At 73.6% G+C, this 26,488-nt stretch carries 24 protein-coding genes; 11 read left to right on the top strand and 13 right to left on the bottom strand.

The features are described from left to right. The first annotated feature begins 159 nt into the window (after positions 1-159). Together ASG94_RS15505 and ASG94_RS15500 are read left to right on the top strand one after the other, a co-directional pair. Positions 160-1,497: a diacylglycerol/lipid kinase family protein gene (locus ASG94_RS15505; protein ID WP_200958143.1), complete on the top strand. Its 1,338-nt coding sequence runs from the start codon at positions 160-162 to the stop codon at positions 1,495-1,497. Beyond that, on the top strand, positions 1,494-2,078 hold the full coding sequence (locus ASG94_RS15500) for a phosphatase PAP2 family protein (RefSeq protein WP_056927390.1): 585 nt from the start codon (positions 1,494-1,496) through the stop codon (positions 2,076-2,078). Before ASG94_RS15505 ends, ASG94_RS15500 begins: the two co-directional genes overlap by 4 nt. A 21-nt stretch (positions 2,079-2,099) precedes the next feature. Here the strand turns inward: ASG94_RS15500 and ASG94_RS15495 are convergent, their stop codons facing one another. From ASG94_RS15495 to ASG94_RS21375, 5 genes are all read right to left on the bottom strand, one after another. Then, positions 2,100-3,536, bottom strand: a complete 1,437-nt coding sequence (locus tag ASG94_RS15495) for a WS/DGAT/MGAT family O-acyltransferase (RefSeq protein ID WP_082624246.1) — start codon at positions 3,534-3,536, stop codon at positions 2,100-2,102. A gap of 281 nt (positions 3,537-3,817) precedes the next feature. Continuing rightward, a complete protein-coding gene (locus ASG94_RS15490; RefSeq protein WP_056927389.1) occupies positions 3,818-4,453 on the bottom strand; it encodes a membrane protein in 636 nt (211 codons plus the stop codon). 12 nt (positions 4,454-4,465) lie between these two features. Further along, positions 4,466-4,900: a DUF7144 family membrane protein gene (locus ASG94_RS15485; RefSeq protein WP_056927388.1), complete on the bottom strand. Its 435-nt coding sequence runs from the start codon at positions 4,898-4,900 to the stop codon at positions 4,466-4,468. Between the two features lie 57 nt (positions 4,901-4,957). Continuing rightward, positions 4,958-5,980, bottom strand: coding sequence for a phosphatase PAP2 family protein (locus ASG94_RS15480; RefSeq protein ID WP_082624245.1), 1,023 nt, complete (start codon positions 5,978-5,980; stop codon positions 4,958-4,960). Continuing rightward, a complete protein-coding gene (locus tag ASG94_RS21375) occupies positions 5,977-7,725 on the bottom strand; it encodes a phosphatase PAP2 family protein (protein ID WP_082624244.1) in 1,749 nt (582 codons plus the stop codon). The genes ASG94_RS15480 and ASG94_RS21375 overlap by 4 nt, the downstream gene beginning before the upstream one ends. Before the next feature lie 65 nt (positions 7,726-7,790). Here ASG94_RS21375 and ASG94_RS15470 point away from each other — a divergent pair, with 65 nt between their 5' ends. Continuing rightward, a complete protein-coding gene (locus tag ASG94_RS15470; RefSeq protein ID WP_235537293.1) occupies positions 7,791-8,447 on the top strand; it encodes a hypothetical protein in 657 nt (218 codons plus the stop codon). Between the two features lie 39 nt (positions 8,448-8,486). Then, a complete protein-coding gene (locus tag ASG94_RS15465; protein ID WP_056927386.1) occupies positions 8,487-9,953 on the top strand; it encodes a hypothetical protein in 1,467 nt (488 codons plus the stop codon). Here ASG94_RS15465 and ASG94_RS22015 read toward each other — a convergent pair. Then, entirely contained in the window at positions 9,880-10,449 is a 570-nt protein-coding gene (locus tag ASG94_RS22015; RefSeq protein WP_162260823.1) for a cyclophilin-like fold protein, read from the bottom strand. The two genes, ASG94_RS15465 and ASG94_RS22015, sit on opposite strands and share 74 nt — an antisense overlap. Further along, positions 10,434-11,705: a multidrug effflux MFS transporter gene (locus ASG94_RS15455; RefSeq protein WP_056927385.1), complete on the bottom strand. Its 1,272-nt coding sequence runs from the start codon at positions 11,703-11,705 to the stop codon at positions 10,434-10,436. Before ASG94_RS15455 ends, ASG94_RS22015 begins: the two co-directional genes overlap by 16 nt. Before the next feature lie 104 nt (positions 11,706-11,809). Here ASG94_RS15455 and ASG94_RS15450 point away from each other — a divergent pair, with 104 nt between their 5' ends. Beyond that, complete coding sequence (locus tag ASG94_RS15450; RefSeq protein WP_056927718.1) at positions 11,810-12,682, top strand: helix-turn-helix transcriptional regulator; 873 nt, start codon at positions 11,810-11,812, stop codon at positions 12,680-12,682. A 291-nt stretch (positions 12,683-12,973) separates the two neighbouring features. Here the strand turns inward: ASG94_RS15450 and ASG94_RS15445 are convergent, their stop codons facing one another. Further along, on the bottom strand, positions 12,974-14,683 hold the full coding sequence (locus ASG94_RS15445) for a sensor histidine kinase (protein ID WP_056927384.1): 1,710 nt from the start codon (positions 14,681-14,683) through the stop codon (positions 12,974-12,976). Positions 14,684-14,844: 161 nt separating this feature from the next. Between ASG94_RS15445 and ppsA the strand changes: the two genes are divergently transcribed. From ppsA to ASG94_RS15430, 3 genes are all read left to right on the top strand, one after another. After that, a complete protein-coding gene (ppsA, locus tag ASG94_RS15440) occupies positions 14,845-17,271 on the top strand; it encodes a phosphoenolpyruvate synthase (protein ID WP_056927383.1) in 2,427 nt (808 codons plus the stop codon). 40 nt (positions 17,272-17,311) lie between these two features. Then, entirely contained in the window at positions 17,312-18,328 is a 1,017-nt protein-coding gene (locus ASG94_RS15435) for a 5'-3' exonuclease (RefSeq protein ID WP_156411622.1), read from the top strand. Positions 18,329-18,421: 93 nt separating this feature from the next. Then, positions 18,422-19,327: a universal stress protein gene (locus ASG94_RS15430; protein ID WP_056927382.1), complete on the top strand. Its 906-nt coding sequence runs from the start codon at positions 18,422-18,424 to the stop codon at positions 19,325-19,327. A 15-nt stretch (positions 19,328-19,342) separates the two neighbouring features. On the opposite strand, the gene ASG94_RS15425 is transcribed toward ASG94_RS15430, so the two are convergent. From ASG94_RS15425 to ASG94_RS15415, 3 genes are all read right to left on the bottom strand, one after another. Next, entirely contained in the window at positions 19,343-20,227 is an 885-nt protein-coding gene (locus ASG94_RS15425) for an AMIN-like domain-containing (lipo)protein (protein ID WP_056927381.1), read from the bottom strand. Continuing rightward, a complete protein-coding gene (locus ASG94_RS15420; protein ID WP_156411621.1) occupies positions 20,224-20,469 on the bottom strand; it encodes a hypothetical protein in 246 nt (81 codons plus the stop codon). Before ASG94_RS15420 ends, ASG94_RS15425 begins: the two co-directional genes overlap by 4 nt. Before the next feature lie 119 nt (positions 20,470-20,588). After that, positions 20,589-21,176 (bottom strand): hypothetical protein, encoded by a 588-nt coding sequence (locus tag ASG94_RS15415; RefSeq protein WP_056927379.1) that lies wholly within the window; start codon positions 21,174-21,176, stop codon positions 20,589-20,591. 236 nt (positions 21,177-21,412) lie between these two features. On the opposite strand from ASG94_RS15415, the gene ASG94_RS15410 reads away from it, so the two are divergent. Continuing rightward, positions 21,413-22,285, top strand: a complete 873-nt coding sequence (locus tag ASG94_RS15410; RefSeq protein ID WP_056927378.1) for a universal stress protein — start codon at positions 21,413-21,415, stop codon at positions 22,283-22,285. A 104-nt stretch (positions 22,286-22,389) separates the two neighbouring features. Beyond that, positions 22,390-23,439, top strand: coding sequence for an alcohol dehydrogenase catalytic domain-containing protein (locus tag ASG94_RS15405; protein WP_056927377.1), 1,050 nt, complete (start codon positions 22,390-22,392; stop codon positions 23,437-23,439). A 9-nt stretch (positions 23,440-23,448) separates the two neighbouring features. Here ASG94_RS15405 and ASG94_RS15400 read toward each other — a convergent pair whose 3' ends face one another. Both ASG94_RS15400 and ASG94_RS15395 read right to left on the bottom strand, forming a co-directional pair. Continuing rightward, positions 23,449-23,838: a hypothetical protein gene (locus tag ASG94_RS15400; RefSeq protein ID WP_056927376.1), complete on the bottom strand. Its 390-nt coding sequence runs from the start codon at positions 23,836-23,838 to the stop codon at positions 23,449-23,451. 42 nt (positions 23,839-23,880) lie between these two features. Continuing rightward, on the bottom strand, positions 23,881-25,257 hold the full coding sequence (locus ASG94_RS15395) for an MBL fold metallo-hydrolase RNA specificity domain-containing protein (RefSeq protein ID WP_056927375.1): 1,377 nt from the start codon (positions 25,255-25,257) through the stop codon (positions 23,881-23,883). 149 nt (positions 25,258-25,406) lie between these two features. On the opposite strand from ASG94_RS15395, the gene ASG94_RS15390 reads away from it, so the two are divergent. After that, positions 25,407-26,471 carry an NAD(P)-dependent alcohol dehydrogenase gene (locus ASG94_RS15390; protein ID WP_056927374.1) on the top strand — a complete coding sequence of 355 codons (1,065 nt, stop codon included), beginning with the start codon at positions 25,407-25,409 and terminating at the stop codon, positions 26,469-26,471. Positions 26,472-26,488: the final 17 nt, after the last annotated feature.

The raw sequence follows: 26,488 nt of genomic DNA, 5'->3' as shown, positions 1-26,488 counted from the left end.
CGGGTGAAGGAGGCGTCGGGGGGAGGTCCCGCCCCGCTGCCGCTCCTAGCGTCGGACGTCGAGGCGTCGCCGAGCGACGACGTACGTCGGACGACGGGAGCGAGCACGGTGGCACAGGTCCTGGATCCGCCCTCGTCACGGCGCCGGTGGGCGGCGGTCGTGTCCCTGGTCAGCACCGCGGCCCTGGCGGTCGCGGTGGTGGTGCTGCTGGTGCGCCACCCCGGCCTCCTCGTCGGCGGGTTGCTGGGCCTCGCGCTCGTGGTGGCCGGCGCGTGGTGGGCCGTCACCGAGCGGATGCCCCGCCGCGCGGTGGGGATCGTCCTGGCGCTGCTCGGCGCCGCGGCCATCGGGCTCGCGGTCGTGAGGTCGCTGTCCGGGGCCACGGCTCCCGTCCTGGCGCTGCTCCTGCTGGCCGGCCTCGCGGTCCTGGCCACCACGACCGCCCGGGTGGCGATGCTGCGCGAGCTCCACGAGCCGGCACGACGGGCGGCCGAGGTCCACGAGCCGCCACGCAGGCCGGTGCTGCTGTGCAACCCCTGGTCCGGCGGGGGGAAGGTGGAGCGGTTCGGCCTGACTGCGCTGGCGGCCGAGCTGGGTGTGGAGACCGTCCTCCTGGACCACGGCCTGGACCTCGCCCAGCTGGCGCACGAGGCGATCGCGAAGGGCGCGGACTGCCTCGGCATGGCCGGCGGGGACGGCTCGCAGGCCCTGGTCGCCTCCATCGCCATCGACCACGACCTCCCGTTCGTGTGCATCTCGGCGGGGACGCGCAACCACTTCGCCCTCGACCTCGGCCTGGACCGGGAGGACCCGCGCACCGGCATGGTGGCCTTCCGCGACGGCGTCGAGCGTCGGGTCGACTACGCCACCGTCGGCGACCGGCTCTTCGTCAACAACGTCTCGCTCGGCATCTACGCCACGATCGTGCAGGAGGAGGGCTACCGCGACGCCAAGCGGGAGACCTCCCGGCAGCTGCTGCCCGAGCTCCTCGGACGCCAGGCCGAGCCGTTCGACCTGCAGTTCACCCGGCCCGACGGCGTGGTGGTGGACGGCGCGTTCATGGTCCTGGTCTCGAACAACCCCTACGTGCTGGGACCCGCCCTGGACATCTCCCAGCGCCGCAGCATCGAGACGGGCACCCTGGGCGTGGTCGCCGTGACCGCCCGGACCGGCCTCGAGGCGGCCGCGATGGTGGTCCGCTCGACCACCGGGCTCGGACGGCGGGACCCTCGCATCCACCAGTTCGCGACGACAACCTTCGAGATCCGGTCCCACAGCGGCCAGGTCTTCGCCGGCGTCGACGGGGAGTCCCTCGAGCTCCCCACCCCGCTCGAGTTCGCCATCCACCCGGCCGGCCTCCGGCTGAGGGTGCCGCCCGACAGCCTCGAGGTGGCGGCACGGCGCCGTGCCCACGGGCTCCACCCGGGCGAGCTGGTCACGATCGCGCGTGGTCGCTCGCCCGTTCCGGCGGCGCAGGGGACCGGGGGTGCGCCGTGACGTCGTCCCCGGAGGCCTCCTCGTCGTTCCCGCGGCTGCGCGCGTCGCTGCGGGAGCTGTCGCTGCTCGACCGGGCCCTCTACGTCGCCGTGGCCGAGTCGGAGACGCCCACGCTCGACGCCGGGCTGCGTCGGCTGAGCCTGGCCGCGGACAAGTCGAAGCTCTGGTTCGGCGTGGCGACCGCGATGGCCCTGCTCGGCGGTCCGGAGGGGCGCCGGGCCGCGGTGACGGGATTGGGGTCGATCGCCCTGGCCTCCGCCTCGACCAACCTCCTCGCCAAGCCGCTCGCGCGCCGGCGGCGACCGGGGCGCGCCGAGGAGGCCCACCCGCGGCACGTGCCGATGCCGTTGTCCACGTCCTTCCCGTCCGGGCACTCCGCCTCGGCCTTCGCCTTCGCCGAGGGGGTCAGCGCCGTCGTCCCGTGGGCCGGCCCCGGCCTGCGACTGGTGGCGACCGCGGTCGCGGAGTCCCGGGTCCACGCGGGCGTGCACTACCCCGGCGACGTGGTGGCGGGGTCGCTCATCGGGATGACCTCCGGCGAGGCGGTCGTCATGCTCGTCGAGCGGGTACGACCCCGCTGACCGCCGTCTGACCGGACGTCGTCAGCGGGCCGGCTCCACCGGCTCCACCGGCTCCACCGGCTCCACCGGCTCCACCGCCCCAGCCAGGTCCACCAGCTCCGCCAGGGACGATGCGATCCCGTCGGCGAGGAGCTGGAGGTCGGGCGTCGTGTCGTAGTCGCCCGTGATGCCGAAGGTGAGCGTGTCCCGGTAGGAGAACATCGCCACCCCGATCCGTACGCGGTCGGCGATCGGGACGTACGGCAGCATCTCCTGCACCTCACGGCCCAGGGCGTAGAGCGTCATCCGCGGACCGGGCACGTTGGTGGTCACGGTCGCGATCTGCCGCTGGGGCAGCCGCAGGCCGAGCCGGATGCCCCAGGCGACCGGGAGGAAGGGTGCGTACGCCGCCGCGTCGGTCATCAGGGCCCCCGCCTCCGGCTCGTACTGGGCCCGCAGGGCATGCACCCGCTGCCGCACCGCGTGCAGCCGCTCGCGCGGGTCGGCGAGCTCCACCGGCAGGTGGGGCAGCATCATCGTGACGCGGTTGTCGGGGATCGACTCGGTGCCGGGCTCGCGGGTGGACACGGGGACCAGGGAGCGCAGGGTGTGCGCGTCGGGCTCCTCGCCGCGCGACATCAGCAGCAGCCGGAAGCTGCCGGTCACCGCGGCCAGGGCCACGTCGTTGACCGTGACGCCGTACCGCTTGCGCACGACGCGGATGTCGTCCAGGGACACGTCCACCCACGTGTAGCGACGACTGCCGTCGAGGGGGCCGGTCAGGGACGTGGACCGCACCGGGCGCAGGGCCGAGGTCATGGCGAGCACACCCCGGGCGGCCTCGGTGGACACCCGGACCAGCCGGCGCGGGCTGGTGAGCGTCCTGACCGCGGCGCGTGCCGCCGGCACAGGCGAGGTCGCCAGCTCCCAGGCGGCCCGTGCGGTCACCGACAGCGTCGACGGCGGATCCGCGGCGACCCACTCGTCCAGCACCGGCTCCCGCGGCGTAGGGGTGGGATCGAGCACCAGCTGGTAGAGGTCGGTCCCGGACACGCCGTCGACCAGGCTGTGGTGCAGCTTGGACAGCAAGGCCCACCGTCCGTCCGCGAGCCCCTCGCAGAACCAGTACTCCCACAGCGGGCGGTCACGGTCCATCCGGCGGGACATCACGCGGCTCATCAACCGGCCGATCTCCTCGCGACCCCCGGGAGCGGGCAGCGCCGTGTTGCGGATGTGCCAGCGGATGTCGAAGTCGGGGTCGTCGACCCACATCGGCGCGGCAAGGCCCAGCGGGACGGTGCGCAGCTTCTGCCGGTAGCGCGGGATCAGCGGGAGCCGCCCGGCGATCAGCGCGACGAACTCGTCGAACGGGGGCGCGGGTCCCTCGAAGACGGCCAGCGACCCGATGGCCAGCGCCGCCCGGGGGTCCACGTCCTCGGCGTCGAGGAACGCGGTGGCCAGCGGGGTCAGTCGTTCCATGGAGCTCTCCTCGACCGTTCGGCGTACGACGCTCCTGTGGACACTGCGGGCGGCGACCGACCGGGCTAGCGGCTGGCGGCTCGCATCGCGCCGGCGCGGGGCCGGTCCTCGGTGCGGGACCTGGCGTCGGTCGCGTCCCGCCGACCGACCGAGTTCAGGACCCGGGCGGCCTGCACGGCCGACCGGTAACGCCAGCGGTCGACACGGGTGACGGTCGGGGCGGCTTGTCGTGAGTCCAACGTCTGCTCCTCCAGCGGTGGCGGCTCGGTTCGACGTCGAGGCTAGGCAGTCCCCTGCTCGCGCTGAAGGGTCGAAGGTCCCGACCTGCTCCCGCCCTGGTGCACGTCGAGGCGCAGCACCCGGCTCGCGAGGTCGACCGCGGGGCCGAGCAGCACGATCACCGCGACCGTGCCGAGCCCGATCGTGGCGCCGAGGAGCCACCCGAGGAGCGCCCCTCCGCCCTGGACCGCGCTGTAGCTCCACCGGAACGGCACGGGCGGGTCCCACGCCAGCGCGGCCGCCTCCGCAGGCCCGGCCCCGGTGTGGCTGCCCAGGTAGACCGCGATCCCCACCGCGAGGACGGGGAACGCCGCGACCAGCAGGAGCAGCCGCGGTGTGAGGTCGTCGGGGGTCTCGAGCAGCTCGACGAGCACGGAGACGGTCACCCCGACGAGCACCACTTGGACCACGGTGCCCACCCCCGGACGCACGCGTCGTACGGCGGCCAGCGCGACCAGGGTGACGCCGACCAGCAGGTTGGCGACCCAGAAGGCGAGCCCGGTGCTCAGCGCGATGCCGTTGACGAGGGTGGAGTACCCGTCCGAGCCGAGGTCGGCGGTGAGGAAGAGCGCCACACCGGCGCCGAGCACGACGCAGCCGAGCAGGAGCATGAGGAGCCGGCGGGCGTGGCGGGTCACGCCCGCAGCATGTCAGGCGATCTCCTCCACGCCGCCGTGGACGGTCACCGCGTAGATCACCAGGAGGTCCATCACGATCATGGTGGTGAACCACCAGGGGTTGGCCGCCAGGAAGGCGACGTTGGTCAGCAGGCTCAGGGCGGCGATCCCGACAGCCACCGAGCGCGCCCAGGTCTTGCGCCAGAAGAGGCCGTAGGCGGTCGCCCACATGAGGACCGCGATGAGCATGTGGGCCACGCCCCACGCCCGGTAGTTGGTCTGGATCAGGAGCTCGGAGTCCCCCACGAGGTACTGGTCGTCCTCGAGCATGCCGACGAGGCCGCCGAGGAAGTGGAACCCGCCGATCAGCAGCAGCATGAAGGCGGCGAACGCGATCATGCCGTTCCAGAACCGGGACGGTTGGTCCTCGTCCTGCTCGGTGCTCGGTGTGGTGGGCGCGGTGGCCATGGCGGTTCTCCTCTCACCGGTCCCTGCCGACGATGGCACCCGTCCGACCCCGCGCCATCACCCCCGCGGGGTGAGGGAGGCGGAGAGCCGGGCGTCGCGCCGCGCTCGCGGCGGGTGGATCGTCATGCGGCCCAGGGCCACGGCGGCGTACGCGACCACGACCCCGCCGGCGAGGTCGACCACGAAGTGCCAGCCGAGGTAGACCGTCGCCACCATGGTGCCGGCGAGGTAGACGGTCAGGGCCAGCGTCGTGCGCCGCAGGCCGTAGTAACGGGCCATGAGCAGGATCATCAGCACGACCGCGACGTGCAGGCTCGCGAAGGCACCGATCTGCGCGGTCGCGTCGTGTGCCTGCGGGTCCGCCAGCAGCCGGGCGCGCTGCGCGAGGTAGCGCGCCTGCGTGTCCTGGGTGACCGTCCGGGCCAGCCCGGCGAAGTCCTGCGGCGTGTGGCTGAAGGGACCCAGCGACGGGATCAGGTGGTAGGCGCCGACCCCGAGGATCCAGACCCACATCGCGGAGGTGAGGTAGACGTACCCCTCGCGGACCTCCTCGGTGAAGGCCAGCGAGGAGACGAGGGCGATCGTCACGACGGTCGAGAACGAGACGTACCAGGCCGTCAGGACGTACGCCGCGACGTGCTCACCGAGGAGGTCGTGCAGCAGCACGGCGGGACTGTGGCCCACGAAGATCCACTCGTCCCAACGCTGCAGCATGGCGTCGCGGGGCTCGGAGAACACCAGCCAGCTCTTCAGGTTGTGGTAGCAGAGGTAGACCACGTGGTAGGCCAGCAGGCCGGTGGCCGCGAGCACCATCCGCGGCCCCGACCAGCGCTCGCGCAGCACGAGCAGGACGCGCCGGGGGGCCCCCGATCGCCGGGCCCGGACTGCGGCGTCCACCACCGCGAGCAGCGCGAGCAGGACCAGCGCGACCGCGAGCCGCCGGGGCAGCCACGCGCCGTTCGGGTCCCGGACGGGGACGCCGACCTGGTACGACGCCCACGCGGTGACCAGCGCGAAGAGCGCGACGACGACCCACACCCGGGCCACCCACCCGTGACCGGGCGGTGCGGGCAACCTCACGCCGACGTCCGCGCCGAGGGTCCGACGTGGGGCCGGACCCGCAGCTCGCGGCTGGACGCACCGGGCAGCGCGCGGCGCAGGACCCAGGCCAGGCACCCTGCCTTGACCGTGAGCAGGGCGAGCGCGAAGACGGTGGCGAGCACGACGTCACCGGTCAGGAGCAGCACGCCGAGGAAGGCCGCCCCGTTGACCGTCTTGGCCAGCGGCGACCAGTTGAGCGCCCAGATCCGGTGGTCCACCAGGTAGAAGTAGTTGGGGCTGACCAGCGGCCAGGCCAGGAAGGCCAGCGAGAGCAGCAGGTCGACGACGAGGAACTCCACGACGTAGACGGCCACCGGCAGCGCCAGGGTCGTGTCCATCCACACCAGCCCGACGTAGATCGGGACCGCCGAGAGCCGGTCGCAGACGATGTCCGCCACGGCCCCGGTCCGCGTCTCCTGGTCGAGGCGCCGGGCCAGCCAGCCGTCGAGGATGTCGCCGGTCCAGTAGATCGCCAGCGCGGCGAGCAGCAGGGCCGTGGAGTGCTCGCGGAACGCGAGGGCCACCAGGACCAGCGCACCGACGGTGCGGAGCACGGTCACGACCGTGGGCCAGGTCCAGAACCGCTCGCGCTCGGGTCGCACGCGGCCGACGACCCGGGCGTCGGCCCCGGCGGTGCGCGGCGCCAGGACGTCCGCGTCGCTGTGCCGCGACGGGAGGAGCGAGGGGAGCCGGTGCCGGTTGCCGGTCCCCCAGGCCGCGATCCACACGGCGGCCACCCCGATGCCCACCCCGCCGAGGACGTCGACGAAGTAGTGCCAACCGAGGTAGACGGTGGCCAGGACGTTGAGGACGAGGAACACCCACAGGGCCCACTGGATCCACAGCGGCCTCAGGCCGATCATCATCGCGACGAGGGAGGCGGTGACCATCACCGAGACGTGCAGCGACGCGAAGGCCGCGATCGTCTGCAGGGCGTCGGTGCCGAACGGGTCGGCCAGCATGGCGGTGCGGTCGTCGAGCCAGCTCTGCGCGATGTGGGTCACCTGCGTGACGGGCAGGTCCGCGAACAGCTCGGGGCGGGCGTAGATCGGTCCGGTCGACGGCACGAGGTAGTAGATGGACACGCCCAGCACCCAGTTGACCGCGACCGCCGTGACGTACCAGCAGGCGGTGTCGATGTTGCTGGTCCAGAACAGCGCGATCACCAGTGACACGGTCAGGAACACGATCCACGCGACGTACGTCAGCGACATGAGGTGCGCGGCGAACCCGGTGCCCATCAGGTCGTGAAGCAGCGTGGCCGGGTCGTGGCCCAGCGCCAGCTCCCGGTCGAGGCGCAGCAGCTGCTCGTCCAGCATGTGCGGGCGCACGAACGGGACGTAGCTCTTGAGGTTGCGGAAGCCGACGTAGGCGAGGTACCAGCTGCCCATCCCGATGAGGACGAGACGCACTCGCGGGGCGCTCCAGCGCTCGCGCACGATCCCCGGGACTCGCGACCGCCACCCGGCGAGACCGTCCCCGCGCAGGGCGCGCACCGCCACGTCGACGAGGAAGCAGGCGAGCGCGAGGAGCGGGAGCCGGATGTACGACGGCCCGACGATGGAGTCGTCCGGGTCGCGCAGCGGAAGGTGCTCGATGCCGGCGACCAGAACGGCCGCGCCCATCAGCCCGACGGCGAGGACGACCTGCAGCCCGTACGCGCGGTGCCACGGCCGGACGTCGCGCTCAGCGTACGTCACGGTGGCGTGCGTGTCCCCGTGCATGCCTTGATACTGCCAGCGGTGGGCGCCCGCGTCCCTCACGCCCCACCGCAACGGGGTACGCCGCGGTGACCTTCGGCACTGACGCCTCGATCCTGCAGCGTGGTGGGGTGACGGTCGTGGAGGACGCACGAGACGCCTGGGTGGACCTGTACTGGCTGCCGCTCGGCGCGGGCGGACGGGTCGTGCGATGGAACGGCCGCGTCTACGAGCGCATCACCGCCCGGAGGCAGCGACGCGCACCGGCGGACCTCTACCACTGCGGGCTGATGGTGCGCCTGGGCCGCGTCACCCACTGCATCGAGATGGGTCCGGTCTGGAACGTCCCGGACGTCCAGCGTGGCGTCGTCCTCGAGGGTCCCGTCGCGTCGAGGCGGCTCGGACGGTTGCGCGCGTTCCGCTACGAGCTGCGCTGCTGGCCCGGTGGCCGGCTGCCGGACGTCGACGAGGCCGTCGACAGCCCGGTGCACGTCAGCCGTGACCGCACCAGGGCGGCAGCGGTGGTGGACGTGGTCGGAGCGGTCCCGGCCCTGACGTGGGGACGCGACGAGCTGGGCACCGGTGACATGTGGAACTCCAACTCCGCCGTCGCCTGGGTGCTGGCCCGGTCGGGACACGACCTCGGGGCGATCTCCCCACCTCGCGGGGGCCGCGCTCCCGGGTGGGCCGCGGGCGTCGTGCTCGCCGCTCGCCGCGATGGAGATCGATCTCCACAAGGTCTCTGAACGCTTGATTCGCACAGGTGTTCGAGAGACGATGGAGGCATGACCGCCCCCTCGACCACTCGGACCTCGGCCCCACCGGGGTGGGAGGACCTGGACGGACGGGCGCTGCTCGACGCAGCATCTGCGCGTCGTCGGTCACGGCGCCTGGCCGAGGTCGACGAGATGCTGGTCGCCGCCCAGTGGGCCGTCCTCAACGGCGAGCCGTGCGACGAGCGGGACCCGATGATCCAGCCGGGTGGGGACGGCACCCCCGAGATGCGGGAGTACGCGCTGGCCGAGCTCGCGATGGCCCAGGAGACCCACGCCCTGACCGCACGGTCGTTGATCGCCGACACCCTCGACCTGGTCCACCGTCTCCCCCGCACCTGGGCGATCGTCCTGGCGGGTGGCTGCGAGCCGTGGGTGGCCCGCAAGGTCGCGTCGATGTCACGTTCGCTGCTGGCCGACACCGTCGGCACGGTCGACCGTGCCGTCGCCAGGGCCATCGCCGGCCACGCCCCCTCCACGGTCCTGTCGATCGCCCAGGCCAAGGTCATCGCTGCCGACCCCGAGACCCATGCCGCCGAGCGCGAACGCATCCGTCACGAGCGCTACGTACGTCTCTCGCGCGCCGACGAGCACGGCTACCGCCACCTGATCGCCCGTGTCACCGCAGGCGATGCCGCGTGGGTCGACGCCATGGTCGAGCGGGTCGCCGACATCCTCGCCGCCACCCACGGCCACGACCACAACCACGACGAGCTCCGCTCCCTGGCCATCGGCTGGCTGGCTCGCCCGGTGGACCTCCTGAAGCTCCTTCTCGAGCACACCGACCCCGACCAGCCCGACGCCGACGCGACCGAGCCGGAGGGACGACCGTCCTGGGCGCCCGACCACCTCGCCGACACGGTCGGGCGCCTCTGCGACCTGTCGGCCCGTCGGCTCGCGTCGCTGCGAGGACGGGGCCAGCTGTTCGTCCACGTCACCGACACCGCCCTGCGCACCCGGACCGGGATCGCCCGCGTCGAGGGCGTGGGACCGGTGGACATCACCCAGCTCGCCGACCTCCCCGGCCACGCCGACGTCACCGTCCTGCCCGTCATGGACCTGCGTGAGCGCCGCCGTGTCGACGCCTACGAGCACCCAGAGCCCGTCAAGGACCACGTCTGGGCCCAGACCGGCGGCGACGTGTTCCCCTTCAGCCCACGCACCGCCACGCGCGACGGGGTCGACTTCGACCACTCCATCCCCTACGACCCCCACGGGCCACCGGGACAGACCGGACCGCACAACAGCGGCCCCCTGCGCCGGCGCCACCACCGCTGGAAGACCCACGGCGGCTACCGCTGCACGACCGCCGGCGCCGGTCGACATCTCTGGCAGACCCCTCACGGACTCTGCTTCCTCGTCGACCACACCGGCACCCGGCGCCTCGACGACGCCGAGGCCGACCTCATCCTCGACGCCCCACCCGGGGTCGAGATCCACCTCCCGCGCGAGCGTCTCGTCCTGGACCTCCGGCGGTGAGCCGTCGTACCTCGACGACCACGTCGCCCGTCAGCCCGGCGAGGGCCCCGACGTCCCCGTCGAGCCGGCCGAGGACCACGATCCCGTCGAAGTAGGACTGGTCGCCGTAGTAGAGGACCAGGTCACCGCCCGGTGCGTAGTAGCCCAGGTCGGCAACGTCCGGGTCGGCCCCCGCGGGGGCGTCTGCGGTGGAGAGCCGGGCGGGCAACGGACCGGTCCTCTCCACGCCGCCGTGGTCGCGCATCGTGACGGTCAGCGGAAGCTGCGCCAGCAGGTCCCGGGTCGCGGCCGTGTCGCGGAGCACGGCGGTGAGCTCGACCCCGCCGGCCACGATCTCGACGCGGGCCGGGGCTTCGGTGGCAGAAGTCCGCGATGGCTTCGACGGGGACGCGCTCGGAGTGGAGCCCCTGCCGCTGCGGCCGCTCCCGCCCTCCGAGGCTGCGCAGGCGGTGAGCAGGGCAGCGGCGGCGGCCAGGGACGTCAGGCGGCGCCGCACGGCGCGGCCTCCTCGGCGACGTGGTGGACGGGCGCGGTCGCGACGTCCCGGGCCGCGAGACGCAGCGCAGCGACGGACACGGCGACGAGGACCAGGACGATGGTCGCCATGGGTACGGCGGTCTGCTCGCCGCCGAGCCCGGCGATCGGCGCGACCAGGCCGGCCGTGCACCACTGGCAGAAGCCGAGGACGGCCGAGCCCGTGCCGGGGTGCTCGGGCACCGCGGCGGAGGCCAGCGCGCCGGCGTTGGGACCCACCAGCCCCTGGGCGCTCATCAGCACGAAGAAGCCGGCGATCGCGACCCCCAGCGGCATGTCGAACCATGCGGCGCCGGCGATCAGCAGGATCCCGGCGGCACCGGTGGCCAGCAGCCCCACCGCGACGACCGAGCGGGTCGGCACCCGGCCGGCGAGGCGCGCTGCGACGAGGGTGGCCACCGTGAGGCCGACCGCGTTGGCGGCGAAGTCGAGCGAGTAGGCCACCGGGGAGAGCCCGTTCATCGACTGGAGCACGAAGGCCGAGGTGGCGACGTACGCGAAGGTGACGCCCATGGAGCAGGCCATCACCACGAGGTGTCCGGCGAAGCCCGGGCGCACGAGCACCGCCCCGGCGGAGCGGCGCAGCTGCCCGAGCCCACCGCCGTGACGACGCTCGTCGGGGAGCGACTCCGGCACGGAGACCGCCACGGCGACCAGCATGGCGACGGCCCACCCGGCGAGCAGCCAGAACGACACCCGCCAGTGCGACAGCTGCAGGACGAGGGCACCGACGAGCGGGCCCACGATCGGCGCCACGCCCGCGACGCCCTGCACCAGGTTGAGGGAGCGCACCAGGCGCGGACCGGAGGTCAGGTCGACGACCACGGACCGAGCGATGACCATCGCCCAGCCGCCGGCCAGGCCCTGGACGAGACGGGCCACCATCATGACGCCGATCGTCGGGCTGAGCGCGCACACCGCCGATGCCAGGACCATCAGCACGATCGAGCCCAGCAGCGGTCGCCGGCGGCCGCGCTGGTCGGAGACCGGCCCGCCGACGAGCTGGCCCAGCGCCATGCCGACGAAGAACGTGGTGAGGGTCAGCTGGACCTGGGTCGCGGTGGCATGGAGGTCGCTCCCCACGCGCGGGAACGCCGGGACGTACATGTCCGTCGCGAGCGGCGCGATCATCGTCAGCAGCACCACGTTGGCGAGGACGACCCGGCTCAGCCGGATCCGTCGTGTCGTGGTGGCGTCGTGCTGGTCGGCGGTGGTCATCACGGATCCAGCACACCTGGTCGGTCCGGGGTGTGGAAGTCACCGTCGTGACGTGTACTGGCAGGGCATCCCAGCCCGGCGTGGGCCGCCGTACCGTGGTCGGCGTGGACCAACGGAACGAGGTGCGCGAGTTCCTCTCGACGCGCCGCGCCAAGCTGACCCCGGCCGACGTCGGCCTCCCCGACGTGGGAGCACGACGCGTGCCCGGGCTGCGGCGCGGCGAGGTCGCAGCCCTCGCCGGGGTGAGCGTCGAGTACTACGCCAAGCTCGAGCGCGGCTCCCTGACGGGGGCGAGCGCCTCGGTGCTCGACGCGATCGCCCGGGCGCTGCGGCTCGACGACGCCGAACGGGCACACCTGTTCCACCTCGCGCAGGCTGCGGACGGCACCAGCGAGATGCTCCGCCCGCGCCGTCGGTCCCGGCGCAGCTGGACCCCGGGCCCGACCCTGTCCTGGGTGCTGGACACCATCACCGGAGGCCCGGCGATCGTGCGCAACGGCCGCATGGACCTGCTCGCGACCAACCGGCTGGGGCACGCCATGCACGCCTCGATGTACGAGCGCTCCCCTGGCCCGGTGCCCAACTTCGCCCGCTACACGTTCCTCGACGAGGACTCGCACCGGTTCTACCCGCACTGGGACGTCGCGGCCGACACCTGCGTGGCCATCCTGCGGACCGAGGCCGGGCGCGACCCCCGCGACCCGCAGATGCACGACCTGGTCGGGGAGCTCGCGACCCGTAGCGACGACTTCCGCCGCCGCTGGAGCAACCACGACGTCCGTGTCCACGCGGCTGGGAGCAAGACGTTCCATCACACGGCGGTGGGTGACCTCGAGCTCGCCTACGAGAACGTCGAGATGCTCTCGGAGCCCGGCCTCAGCCTCACCATCTACGCCGCCGAACCGGCCTCACGGACTGAGGAGGCGCTGGCCCTCCTCGCCTCGTGGACGGCCCCGGCGCCCTCTCCTTCCCGCTGACGCAGCACAGGAGGACGCAGCACAGGAAGAAGGAACGAACAGAGGCCCCGACACACACCCGGCCCCCCGCTGCGTGAGCTGGGGGGCCGGGACCGTGCGGCGACCCCCCTGGGGCAGCACGGGCATGTGGGGCCGATGGTGATGGCCGAGGAGGATCTGTTCTGTCCGCTGGACCAGCCGGACGGGATCTCCCTCACCACGAGGATGTCCCGACGGCGGGACGGATCTCAGGGTCGGTGGTCCCGTGACCGTGGGACTTTGGTCCCATCGCCCTTCCGGCGGGCGGCACCCTCAGCCGGGGACAGGTGTCCGCCACGACAGACGGGTGCCACGGCCCCCGTGGCCGGGCTCGACCGTGAAGGTTCCGGCGCGACTCTCCGCACGTTGTCGCAGGTTGTCGAGGCCGCTGCGCCGGTCCCCGTCGCCGACCCCCACGCCGTCGTCCTCGACGAGGACCTCGAGCACCGCCCCGTCGAGCGTGACGGAGACCCGGGCCTGCCGGGCGTGGGCGTGGCGCGCCACGTTGCTGAGGGACTCGCGCACCACGGCGGCCACGTCGTCGGCGAGCGCCTCGTCGCTCACCGAGTCCACGGGCCCGGCGAAGTGCAGGTGCGGGTCCCAGCCGAGGGAGGCGCTGGCCTCCGACACCACCGCGAGCACCGCCGTCCTGAGGCCCCCTCCCAGCATGGCGTGCGGACGGAGCTGGAAGATCGAGGTCCGGATCTTGCGAATCGCGTCGTCGATGCTGTCGATCACCTGCTCGACCATCTGGCCGCGAGGGCCCTCGCCCATGCCGGACACGGCGCCCTGCAGGGTGATCCCCGCCGCGAAGAGCTGCTGGATCACGTGGTCGTGCAGGTCCCGGGCGATCCGGGCCCGGTCCTCGAAGAGGGCCATCCGCTGGGCCTCGCGGCGGCCGTCGGCCAGCTCCAGGGCCACCGACGCGTGGGAGGCGAAGCTCGTCGCCATGTCCACCTCCGCGGGCCCGAAGGTTCGCCGCCCCGGTCGACGACCCACCACGAGCACGCCACGGATGGCCGTGGCACCGGCCAGCGGGACGATCATCGCCGGGCCCAGCGCGACCAGCTGGGACACCACCAGCGCCGGCGACGGCGGTTGCCGCATCGCCACGTCCTCGAAGACCTGCGTCCTGCCGCTCCGCAGCACCCCCTCGCTGAGCGAGCCGGCCAACGGGTAGGTGAAGCCCGTGACGTCCTGGGCCTCGGACCCGACGGCCACGGCCACGCGCAGGTCCTGCTCGTCGTTCACCGGGAGGATCACGGTGACCAGGTCGGCGACCGCGAGCTCGGCCACCTGCTGCGCAACCATCCGCAGCGCCTCTTCCTCGGGGTCGGTCAGCACCCGGCGCGTCATGTCGGCCGAGGCCGCGAGCCACTCCTGGCGGCTCTTCGCCTCCTCGTACAGCCGGGCGTTCTCGATGGCCACGCCCGCCGTCGCCGCCAGCGCGGAGACCAGCTCCTCGTCCTCGGCGCTGAAGTCACCCTCGGTCAGGGACGCGAGGTAGAGATTGCCGAAGATCTCGTCACGCACCCGGATGGGCACCCCGAGGAAGCCGCGCAGCGGAGGGTGCGACTCGGGGAAGCCCACCGACCGGACGTCCTCGGTGAGGTCACGCAGCCGGATCGGGTGCGGGTCGTCGATGAGGGCTCCCAGCAGTCCCTTGCCCTCGGGCAGGTGGCCGATGCGCTCGGCCTCCTCGGCGCCGATGCCGACCTGGATGAACTGCTCCAGGCCGCGGCCACCGGGACTGATGACCCCGATCGCGCCGTACGGCGCACTCACCAGCTCGCAGGCGGCCCGGACGATCCGCTCGAGGACTGCTGCCAGGGAGAGCTCGCCGATCACCGCCCGGTTGGCCCGCAGCAGCCCGCGCATCCGGTCCTGGGCGGCCATCACGTCATGGGTGCGCGCGACGAGCTGGGACAACAGCTGGTCGAGCTCCAGCTGCGGTCCTTCCTTGCTTCCCCTGACCTCCGCCAACAGGCACCCCCTCAACCCACCCATGAGGGTAGCCCTGAGCGCCGGATCCCGCTTCCCTCGCACGTGGCATCCTGCTGGGCGGGACGAAGGTCCCTCACTCACGCCGCAGGTGGGGCACTTCGCCCCTGTGCCGGGCCCCTGACCCCGTCTAGACCTGAGACATGCCTGCACACCGCTACGTCCGCCGCTTCGACGAGATCGACAACGACGACGTCCCCCTCGTCGGTGGCAAGAACGCTTCCATCGGGGAGATGTACCGACAGCTCGCCGACCAGGGGGTGCGGGTGCCCGACGGGTTCGCCGTCACCGCCGCGGGCTACCGGCACGTGCTCGACGCGGCCGGTGCGTGGCCCGCCCTCCGGGAGGCCTTCGAGGGCCTGCACCACGACGACGTCGCCGACCTGGCCACCCGTGCCGCGCGAGCACGCGGGATCGTCCACGGGGCGGGGCTCCCGGACGACCTGGCCGCGGAGGTGCTGGCCGGCTACCGCCGGCTGGAGGAGGAGTACGGCGCGGGCGTCAGCGTCGCGGTCCGCAGCAGCGCCACGGCCGAGGACCTGCCCGACGCCAGCTTCGCGGGACAGCACGACAGCTTCCTCAACGTCTCCGGGGAGGCCGACCTCCTCGAGGCCGTGCGGCAGTGCTTCGCCAGCGTCTTCACCGACCGCGGCGTCCACTACCGGCACCGCCACGGCTACGACCAGCTCCAGGTGGGGCTGTCCGTGGGCGTGATGAAGATGGTGCGCTCGGACCGCGCCGCCGCCGGGGTCCTGTTCACCCTGGACACCGAGTCCGGCTTCCGCGACGTCGTCTTCCTCACCTCCTCCTACGGGCTCGGCGAGAACGTGGTCAAGGGCGCGGTCGACCCCGACGAGTTCTACGTCCACAAGCCGACCTTCGAGACCGGGCACCGCACCGTGCTGCGACGCCGCCTGGGCGGCAAGGCGATCCGGATGGTGCTGGACGACCGGGGCGCCGGCTCCACGACCCGCGACGAGGACACCCCCGACGCCGACCGGGCGCGCTTCTCCCTGACCGACACCGAGGTGCTCGCGCTCACCGGGACGGCGCTCGCCATCGAGCGGCACTACGGGCGGCCGATGGACATCGAGTGGGCCAAGGACGGCCTCGACGGGTTGATCTACATCGTGCAGGCCCGACCCGAGACCGTCACCGCCGCCGCCTCCACGACCGTGATGGAGCGCTTCGTCGTCGAGTCGCACGGCCCGCTGCTCAGCACGGGCCGCTCGGTGGGCGCCCGGATCGCGACCGGGCGCGCGCGGGTCATCCGCAGCGCCGAGCAGCTCGCGGACTTCCGCCCCGGGGAGGTGCTCGTCTCGGAGACCACCACGCCGGACTGGGAGCCGGTGATGAAGACCGCGGCCGCCGTCGTCACCGACCGCGGCGGGCGGACCTGCCACGCTGCCATCATCGCGCGCGAGCAGGGCGTGCCCGCGGTGGTGGGGACCGGGGACGGCTCCACGGCCATCCCGGACGGGACGATGGTCACGGTCTCGTGCGCCGAGGGCGACGCCGGACGCGTCTACCGCGACGAGGCGGCGTACCGCGTCGAGGAGATCGACGTCGGCGCCCTGCTGCGCCCGCGCACCCGCATCATGGTCAACCTCGGCAATCCCGGCCTGGCCTTCAAGACCTCGTTCCTGCCCAACGACGGTGTCGGGCTGGCGCGGATGGAGTTCGTCTTCACCGAGTCCGTCCGGGTGCACCCCATGGCCGCGCTGCACCCCGAGCTCGTCACCGACGCGACCGAGCGGGCCGCGGTGGAACGGCTCGTGGCCGGCCACGCGGACGGCGGCGCCTACGTCGTCGAGCGCCTCTCCGAGGGGATCGCCACCATCGCCGCCGCCTTCCACCCCAAGCCCGTCGTCGTACGCATGTCGGACTTCAAGAGCAACGAGTACGCCACCCTGCTCGGCGGCGCGTCCTTCGAGCCGGTCGAGGACAACCCGATGATCGGCTTCCGGGGCGCCTCGCGCTACGCGCACCCGGCGTACGCCGAGGGGTTCGCGCTGGAGTGCCGGGCGATGAAGCGGGTCCGCGACGACATGGGGCTGACCAACGTGGTCCTGATGATCCCGTTCGTACGCCGCCTCGCCGAGGCCGACCTGGTGCTCGCGACCATGGCCGAGCACGGGCTCGGGCGCGGCACCAACGGGCTGGAGATCTATGCGATGTGCGAGATCCCCAACAACGTCATCCTGGTCGACGAGTTCGCGCGGCGCTTCGACGGACTCTCCATCGGCTCCAACGACCTCACCCAGCTGACCCTCGGCGTGGACCGCGACAGCGACCTCGTGGCCTTCGACTACGACGAGCGCGACCCCGGGGTGAAGCGGATGATCGAGCTGGCGGTCGAGGGGTGCCGGCGCAACGGCATCCACTCGGGCCTGTGCGGCCAGGCGCCGTCCGACTACCCGGACATGGCGCAGTTCCTCGTCGAGCTCGGCATCGACTCGATGAGCCTCAACCCCGACAGCCTGGTGAGCACGACCCGGGCGGTGCTCGACCTGGAGATGCGGCTGGCACGGGCCGACGAACCGGTGCTGCCGGCACCGCACCCCGCCTGAGGCCGCGGCGCCGACCCGCGGGTGGCAGGCTGGGCCCGCCATGCCGCCCCTGCCGTCCCAGCCGCCCGAGCGTCGACTGCTCCTGGTCGTCGACGCCCCGTCGCTGCTCCACCGCAACCACCACGCACGGGCGCACACGCGGATCACCGACCGCGCGGGTCGCCCGGTGTGGGCGCTGCACGGGATGCTGCGCCAGATCCTGGAGTCCGTGGACCGCTTCGCCCCGGACGCGGTCCTCTTCGGGCTGGACGACCGGACGGGATCGGTGCGCCGCGACCTCTACCCCGACTACAAGGCCGGGCGCGCCGAGAAGGACCCCGAGCTGGTGGACCAGCTCGAGCGCGCGGGCACGCTGCTCGACGCCCTGGGCCTGGCGACCCTCACGCCACCGGGCCTCGAGGCCGACGACGTCAACGCCTCCGGCGCCACGTGGGCGCGCACCCACGACTGGAACTGCGTCATCATCACCTCTGACCGGGACGCCTTCGCCCACATCAGCGACCACACCCGGGTGCTGCGGCTCATCGACGGCGGCATCAACGCCTCTCCCCTGCTCAACCCGGCGCGCCTGCACGCGATGTACGGCGTGGCCGCCGAGAGCTACCTCGCGTACGCCGCCCTGCGCGGCGACGCCAGCGACAACCTCCCCGGGGTGAGCGGGATCGGTGAGAAGGCCGCCGCCGCACTGCTGCTGGCGGCGGGGTCGATGGACGCGGTGTGGGCCGACGTCGACCACGACGGCGGCCGGTCGCTGGCGGCCGCCCTCGACGACCTGGCCGCCGAGACCGGCGGACGGCGGCTGGGAGCAGGCGTCGTACGCCGCCTCACCGCGCCCGGGGCCCGCGAGCGCTACGACTTCAACGTGCGGATGATGTCCGGGCGCGACGACCTCGACCTCGGGCTCACCCCGGACGTGCCCGGGACGCCCGGGCTGCTCCCGCTCGACATCGACCGGGTGAGCCGGGTCGTCGGCTTCCTCGGCATCGAGGCGACCACGGACCTCGCGGTCCGGGTGCTCACCGGGGACCCGGCGTCGGCGGGTCCAACGTCCCGCTGATCGGGACCGAGCGCCCCTCGTGGTCCGCGGCCCGCCGGACGAGTCTGGGAGTACGACAGCGAGGTCCGCTGGCGACGGCACGAGGAGAGCAGCATGAACACCGTCCAAGCACCCCTGGGCACCGTCGTGGCCGCGATCGACGGCTCCGTCGCGGCCGACCTGGCCGTGGACTTCGCCGTCGCCCAGGCCCGGCTCACGCGTCGGCCGCTCACGCTGGTCCACGCCCTGTCGCCGATGAGCACCGTGTGGCTCGCCCCGGTCGGCCTGTCACCCAGCATGGGGACCGGCATCGGGCTGGAGGCCCTGGAGTCCCAGGCGCACGAGCTGCTCACCGAGGTGCACGCCGACGTGACCGGGCAGGCGCCGGAGGTGGAGGTGCACGAGGTGCTCGGCTTCGGCGACCCCCGCCAGGTGCTGCTCGACGTCGCGAGCCGGGCCTCCATGGTGGTCCTGGGCTCCCGCGGACGTGGCCCGCTGGCCAGCCTGCTCCTCGGCTCGGTCGCGGTGGGCGTCGCCCACCACGTCCCCTGTCCCCTGGTCGTGATGCGGCCCCCGGACGGGGCCGACCGCCACGGCGTCCTGGTCGCGGTCGACGGCTCGGACCGGTGCGCCCCGGCCCTCGAGCTCGCCTTCCAGCAGGCTTCCATGCGCGAGCTCCCGCTCACCGTCCTGCACGCCTACTGGGACGTCCGGCACGCCGCCGCGCATGCCCACGGCGACCAGGAGGGCGTCCACGGCGACGAGGACGAGCTGATCATCCTCGCCGAGACCCTGGCGGGCATGGCCGAGAAGTACCCGGATGTCGTCGTGCGCCGCGCGCTCGCCACCGGGCTCGCCGACCTGGCGATCCTCGACGCCGCCGCCGACAAGGAGATGGTGGTCCTCGGCACCCACCACGGCAGCGCCGCCCACGAGATGGTCTACGGCTCCGTGGCCAGCTCCGTGCTGGAGCACGCCTCCTGCGCGGTGGCGCTGGTGCCGCTCGCCCTCCGGGACTGACCCAGCGCCGGTCGCTCAGGGCTCGAGACAGGCCGGGATCGAGTCCGTCGACCCGGTGGGGTCGGCCGTCTGGCCGGCCGGGTCGAGGACCTTCACCCAGTCGACCGTCGGCAGGTGGCGCAGCGTCGGCAGGACGGAGCCGGCGACGGTGACCGTCGAGCCGCCGCTGCTGCACCCGCCGGTGAGCCGGACCCGGGCCACGCCGGCCGACACCGTCAGGTCGGTGTACCCCCGGGCGCGCGAGCGCACCAGCCGCAGCCCCGCCCGACGCTCCGCGGGCAGCGGGCCGGCGAAGAGCCGGTCCATGAGGCCGGTGGCCGGGGTGCCGGGTCGGACCGGACGCATCCGGCGCACGAAGAACGGCTCGACGTTGTCGACGAACCGGTCCTGGTCGAGGAAGAACACCGGGCGTCGCTCGGTGCGGAAGCCTGCACGCACGTCGATGACGACCCGGCTCGGGTTGCGCAGCGTCGAGACCTCGAACGGGGTGCGCCTGGCCAGCCCGATGCCGTACGTCGTGACTCCCTCGAAGTCGCCCGCCCGGACCGTGGTCATCACGTTGGGCAGGGCGTACGCCGTGCGCCGCGGCACCGTGGGACGCCCGGCGTCGTCATGGGCCTGGGCGGGGCTCAGCTCCACGCGCAGGACGGCCTGCCCGGCGATGCGGACCGGCAGGCCGGAGCCGTCGGCCACCAGCCGGTCGACGTACCGCACCCGGATGCGCGCGGGCAGGGCGCCGTCGAGCTCGAGGACCACCCGGTCGACGCCGGGGTGGTGGGACGCCCTGATGTCGACGAGGACCGGGGTCGCGGCGGGGCTCCCCGTGGCCGCGCCCGGCAGCGCGGCAGCACCGGCGAGGCACGCCAGCACGAGCGCGGCGGCCGGCGGGCCGGGCCTCACGAGGCGGTGCGTCGCGGGTGCGGCACCCGCACCCCGCGCGCGCCCAGGAGGTCACGCGCCAGAAGCTCGGCCTCGTCCGCCAGCGCAGGGACGGGACAGCCCGCCTGCCGCATCAGCCGGACCGCTCGCCAGTAGGAGCGGAGCACACCCCCGGCGGACGTGTGGCCCACCTCGTCGACCAGGCGCGCTGCTGCGTCGAGCATGTCCTGGTGGGCCTGCCTCACCTCGGTTGCCGTGGCCATGGTCACCCCTTGCGCGTCGGAGCGCAGACGTCTGTTCCGTCCGTCGCCGGTCGTCGTGGAACCACGGTCGCCTCGGCCCCGCGACGCGGGTAGGGCCGAAGGTCCCGAGATGTCGACGCTCACCGCGGTCGGTGCGGCTCGTTGGACGGGTGGTCCAGACCACCACGCATCTCCGGGAGGCCCCACACGAAGGCCGGGAGCCGGCCGCCGTTGCGTGCGGCCACGTCCTCCAGGATCTGCTCGCGGGCGTGCACCACCAGCAGCCGGTCCGCCACGGACGTCGCGGAAGCGAGCTGCCGGGTGGACTCCGCCCACTGGCGCCGCAACGCCTCGTCGGGGCCGGCCATCCCGGCCTGCACGATCCGTGCCGGCAACAGCCACGGCCGTAGCCGGCCGTCGGCCCAGGTCACGATCCAGGGCGAGGAGAGCACCAGCACCGCAGCGAGTACCGGGGTCGCCGACCCGATCAGCCGGGCGAGCCCCGGGAGGAGGGCCGGCGTCGTGGCCAGCGCGGCGAAGGTCAGCACCGGGTGCCGCATGCCCTTCAGCTCCTCGGCGAAGGCGACGGCCATGAGGGCGCCGAGCAGGGCCAGCGTCGCGCCGACGGACAAGAACAGCACCGGTTGCACGGCGAGGGCGGTGCCGGTCAGGCCGAGCAGGCAGGTGACCCCGGTCACGATGCTCCAACCGAGTCGGTAGGTCGCCATGTCAGCCCTCCGGTGTCCGCGATCCGTGCGTGGTCCGCTCGCGAGAAGTCCTCGCCAGGTCCTCGAGCCCTCCCGTCCAGCGTGGGCCCGGGGCCGCTCCCGGGGCAGGGCCCGAAGGCCCCCCCGACGCGGACGTTGGGCTCGTCCTCGTCGCGGAGGGGCCGGTGACCAACGTCCCGCGGCGGCGGGCCCACCGCCGCTGTCGCCGGCCGCTCCGGGGCGGTCACGCTGGCCGCATGACGACCGGCTCGCCCTTCCCCGGCGCGGTCGTGGTCGGGCTCGACCACGACCGGACCGCGCAGGACGCCCTCCACTGGGCGTGCACGCAGGCGCGTCTCGAGCACCGACCGCTCGTCGCGGCGCACGCGGCCGGTCGGGTCCCGGGCCGGTCCACGGTGGCCGAGCTGCGCGGCACCCTCGGACGCCGCGACCACCGGCTGGTCCGGCAGGCCCGCCAGGTGGTCGGGGTCGAGGCGCCCGAGAGCGAGGTCCAGCTGCTGGTGACGCGCCGCGGTCCGCGCCGGACCCTGCTGGACGCGTCCGCCGGCGCGGCCATGCTCGTCGTCGGCCCCCCCGACCCGATCGGGCCGCGCTGGTCCCCGGTGGGCTCCGTGGCGGCCTCGCTGGTCATGCGCGCGACGTGCCCCGTCGTGATCGTGCGGGAGGGTCCCGACCCACGGCCGCGCGTCGCGGTCGGCACCGAGGGGACAGGGCTCTCGACGCCCGCGCTCGCCTTCGCCTTCAGGGTGGCGGCGTCGCGGGACTGGGCCGTCACGGTGCTCCACTGCTTCTGGGACTCCACGGGACTCACCGGAGACCTCGGGCCGGGCGAGCCCGGTCACGAGGGACGGCGGAGCCGGATCGCGGCCCTCGTCGAGCCGCACCGGCGGCGGCACCCGGGCGTCGACGTGACGATCCAGCTCTCGCGGGGCTTCGCCGACCAGCGGCTCGTGGCGGCGTCGCGCGACCACGCCCTGGTGGTCGTGGCCCACCACCGGCTACCGCTGCTGCAGCGGATCGTCTGGGGCAACGTGACCCCGCTCGTCGTGCGCGAGGCACCCGGGAGCGTCGCGGTGGTGCCGTCCGAGTCCGGTCCGTCGGGCGCCTGAGGGGGCACCGGGACCAAGGTCCCGGCGGGCGAGGCACCACGCCTCCGGCGCGGGGTCGGGCGTCCGCACAGGATGGGGAACACCCCATCCTGGAGAGGACCACCATGAAGGCACTCGTCTACGGCGGCGTCGACCACAGGTCCTGGGTCGACGTGCCGGACCCGGCCGTCAAGGATCCCGACGACGCGATCGTCCGCGTCGACGCGGTCACGATCTGCGGCACCGACCTGCACATCCTCAAGGGCGACGTCCCGGAGGTCGAGGCGGGCCGCATCCTGGGCCACGAGGCCGTCGGCACGGTGCTCGAGGTGGGCGACCACGTGCGCGACATCAGGACCGGCGACAGGGTGCTCATCTCCTGCATCTCCTCGTGCGGTCGCTGCCGCTTCTGCAAGGAGGGCCGCTACGGACAGTGCCTCGGGGGCGGGGGCTGGGTCCTGGGCCACACCATCGACGGCACCCAGGCCGAGCAGGTCCGGGTCCCCTTCGCGGACCACTCGCTGCACGTGCTGCCCGACAACGTCACCAACGAGGGCGCGCTCATGCTGGCGGACATCCTGCCCACGTCGTACGAGGTGGGCGTGCTCGCCGGACGGGTCTCCCCCGGTGACACGGTGGTGGTGGTCGGCGCCGGTCCGATCGGACTGGCGGCCCTCATCACCGCCAGGCTCTTCAGCCCCTCGCGCGTCATCCTGGTCGACCCCGCGGAGGCGCGACGACGCAGCGCGCTGGAGGCGGGTGCGGACGACGTGGTCGGCCCGGAGGGGGCCGTCGCGATGATCTCCTCGCTGACCGGGGGGCTCGGCGCCGACGTGGTCATCGAGGCGGTGGGGGTCCCCACCAGCTTCGAGCTGTGCACCGAGCTGGTGCGGCCGGGAGGACACGTGGCCAACGTGGGGGTGCACGGCGAGGCCGCCACGCTGCACCTCGAGACGCTGTGGATCAAGGACGTCACCATCACGACCGGCCTCGTCGACACCCGCACGACGCCGCTGCTCCTGCGCCTGCTGTCCGAGGGAACGCTCGACGTGGGGGCGCTGTGCACCCACCGCTACGGGCTCGACGAGATGCAGGACGCCTACGACGTCTTCTCCCGCGCCGGCGAGACCGGCGCGTTGAAGGTCGCCCTGTTCAACGCCGACGCGATGGGCTGACCCGCCGGCCTACCCCGGGTCGCGCGGGTCCGGCGGCAGGACGTCGATCGCCCGCACCAGGGAGCGGCGCAGGTTCTGGGACTGGTGCGTCCAGGCGGAGACCGGGGCCAGCGACCGCTCCAGGAGCGCGAGCTGGGTGTCGAGGGCGGCGAGCTGGGCCTGCACCGACTGGAGGCCGAGCCGCTGTGCGTGCACCTCGGCCATCAGCACGTCGAGCTGCTCGCCCACGCTCGGGAGCTCGTCGAGGGAGCGGACCGCCATCGCCAGGGCGTGCCGCAGCGGCCGCGTGGCCACGACCGGCGCGGCCATGCCGGCTGCGGCGAGCCGACGCGTCGCCCCGAGCATCCGGCCGGTCAGGTCGTGCTGCGGTGGCTTCTCGTGGGCGGTCCCGTCGTCCATGGCGCTTCCTTCTTCCTCGTGGGGCCCCGGTCCGGGGCGTGGTCAGTCGAGCAGCACCCGTTCGCCGTACGACGGGACGACGGCGTTCCAGCCCAGCTCGTCCTGGATGCGGCGCACCAGTGCCCGGGTGGAGTCGGGCTCTCCGTGCACGACGTAGACCGAGCCCGGCTCCCGCGGTGCCCGGCCCAGCCACGCCAGGGTCTCCCCCGCGTCCGAGTGCACCGAGAACTCCTCCAGGGACACGACCTCGGCGCGCACCGGGACGTAGCGACCGTGGATCTTGACCTGCCGGGCCCCCTCGAGCAGCTGGCGACCACGGGTGCCGACCGCCTGGTAGCCCGTCAGCACCACCGTGTGGCGCGAGTCGCGGAGCATGTGCTCGAGGTGGTGGACGACGCGGCCGCCGGTGGCCATCCCGGACGCCGACACGATGATGCAGGGGCGGCTCGGGGCGTTGAGCTCGCGGGACTCGGCCGGGGTCCGGGCGGCGTGCAGCTCACCGGGGTCGAGGAGTCCGCTGACCCGCGAGAGGTCGGCCCGCACCTGCGGGCTGCCCGTCGCGATCGCCCGCTCGTAGACCCGCAGCGCGGCCAGGGCCATCGGGCTGTCCACGAAGACCGGCACCCGCGGGACCTCGCCCGCCTCCACCAGCCGCTTGAGCGCCATCAGGACCAGCTCGGTGCGGTCGACGGCGAAGGCGGGCACCAGGACGCTGCCTCCGCGGCCGATCGTCCGCCGGATCACCGCCGCCAGCTGGTCGGGGTCGGGCAACGGGTGCTGCCGGTCGCCGTACGTCGACTCCACGACGATCGTGTCGGACTCCGGCGGGTCCGCGGGCGGACCCAGGAGCGGGTGGTGCAGGCGGCCGAGGTCGCCGCTGAAGAGCACCCGGTGGCCCTCGACGTCCAGCGAGACCGTGGCGGAGCCCAGGATGTGACCGGCCGGTCGCAGCCGCAGCACCATCCCCCCGGCGATCGTCAGGTCCTCGCCCAGGGCGAGGGGCTCGAGGAGCGGCAGCGTGCGCTCGACGTCGCGGGCGTCGTAGAGCGGCAGGGCGGGACGGTGCTTGGAGAACCCCGCGGTGTTCGCGTACGACGCGTCCTCCTCCTGCAGGTGCGCGCTGTCGCGCAGCACGATCGCCGCCAGCTCGGCCGTCTCCTGCGTGCAGCGCACCGGCCCGGCGAACCCCTCGCGCACCAGGCGCGGGAGGTAGCCGGTGTGGTCGAGGTGGGCGTGGCTGAGCACGACCTCGTCGAGGCTGGCGGGGTCCACCGGGAAGTCCTCCCAGTTGCGTCGGCGCAACGAGGACGGCCCCTGGTAGAGACCGGCGTCGACCAGCACCCGGGTGTCCCCCGCCTCGACGAGGAACCGGCTGCCGGTGACGGTGCCCGCGGCACCGAGGAACGTCAGGGTGGGCACGGTCGGCCTCCGTCGGCTGGTGGGAGCTCCACGATCCCGCGTCGCGCTGCCGTTCCCTAGGGACCAACGGCCCGCACCGCCCGGCCGCTGGCCTCTTCGTCGGCCCGAGGGCGACCCCGATGCTGGGGGTACATCACCGAGGAGGACACATGTGGGCGTTGCGGTTGCCGTCGTGGAAGAGCGAGCCGGAGCTGGTCGAGGTCCCGGTCCCCGTCCCGGGGCCGGGTGAGGTGCTGGTGCAGGTGGGCGCGGCCGGCGCCTGTCACTCCGACCTGCACCTGATGCACGACTTCGAGCCCGGGGCGCTGCCCTGGGATCCCCCCTTCACGCTGGGCCACGAGAACGCCGGCTGGGTGCACTCGCTCGGCGTGGGCGTCCGCGGCCTCGAGCCCGGCCAGCCCGTTGCGGTGGTCGGCGCCTGGGGGTGCGGCCACTGCCAGCGCTGCCTCGGCGGCTACGAGACGCTGTGCGCCCGACCCGACCTGGCGCCGGTTCCCGGCGGTGGCGGCGGCCTCGGCATGGACGGCGGGATGGCGGAGTACCTCCTCGTCCCGGCGGCCCGCCACCTCGTGCCGCTGCCCGACGGCCTGGACCCGGTCGCGGCCGCGCCGCTCACCGACGCCGCCCTCACGCCGTACCACGCGGTGCGTCGCTCGCAGCACAAGCTCGGCCCGGTCTCGGTGGCCGTGGTGATCGGCGTCGGCGGCCTGGGCCACCTCGCCGTGCAGGTGCTCAAGGCGACGACGGCCGCCCGCGTCGTCGCGGTCGACCCGCGCGAGTCCTCCCGCGCGAGCGCCCTGCGCGGCGGCGCCGACCTCGCAGTCGCGCCCGGGCCCGACGCCGTCGAGGAGATCCGGGAGTTCACCGGCGGGCTGGGGGCCGACGTGGTCCTCGACCACGTCGGCTCCGACGACAGCCTCGCCCTGGCCGCCGCGGTGTCCCGGTCGCTGGGCGACCTCACGATCGTGGGGATCGGAGGGGGCACGCTGCCCGTGTCCTTCTTCGGGCTGCCCTACGAGACCAGCGTCCAGACCACCTACTGGGGCAACCGTCACGAGCTGGTCGAGGTGCTGGACCTCGGCGCGCGGGGGCTGCTGAGCGCCGAGACCACCCTCTACACCCTGCCGGACGCCGCGCAGGCCTACCTCGACCTGGCCCACGGCACGGTCACCGGTCGCGCGGTCGTGGTCCCGACGGACGACTACCGGCCCTGAGCCGCTGCGGCGTCGCT

It is taken from the genome of Nocardioides sp. Soil805 (assembly GCF_001429625.1).
GTDB lineage: Bacteria > Actinomycetota > Actinomycetes > Propionibacteriales > Nocardioidaceae > Nocardioides.
This window is presented reverse-complemented; position numbering and strand designations above follow the sequence as displayed.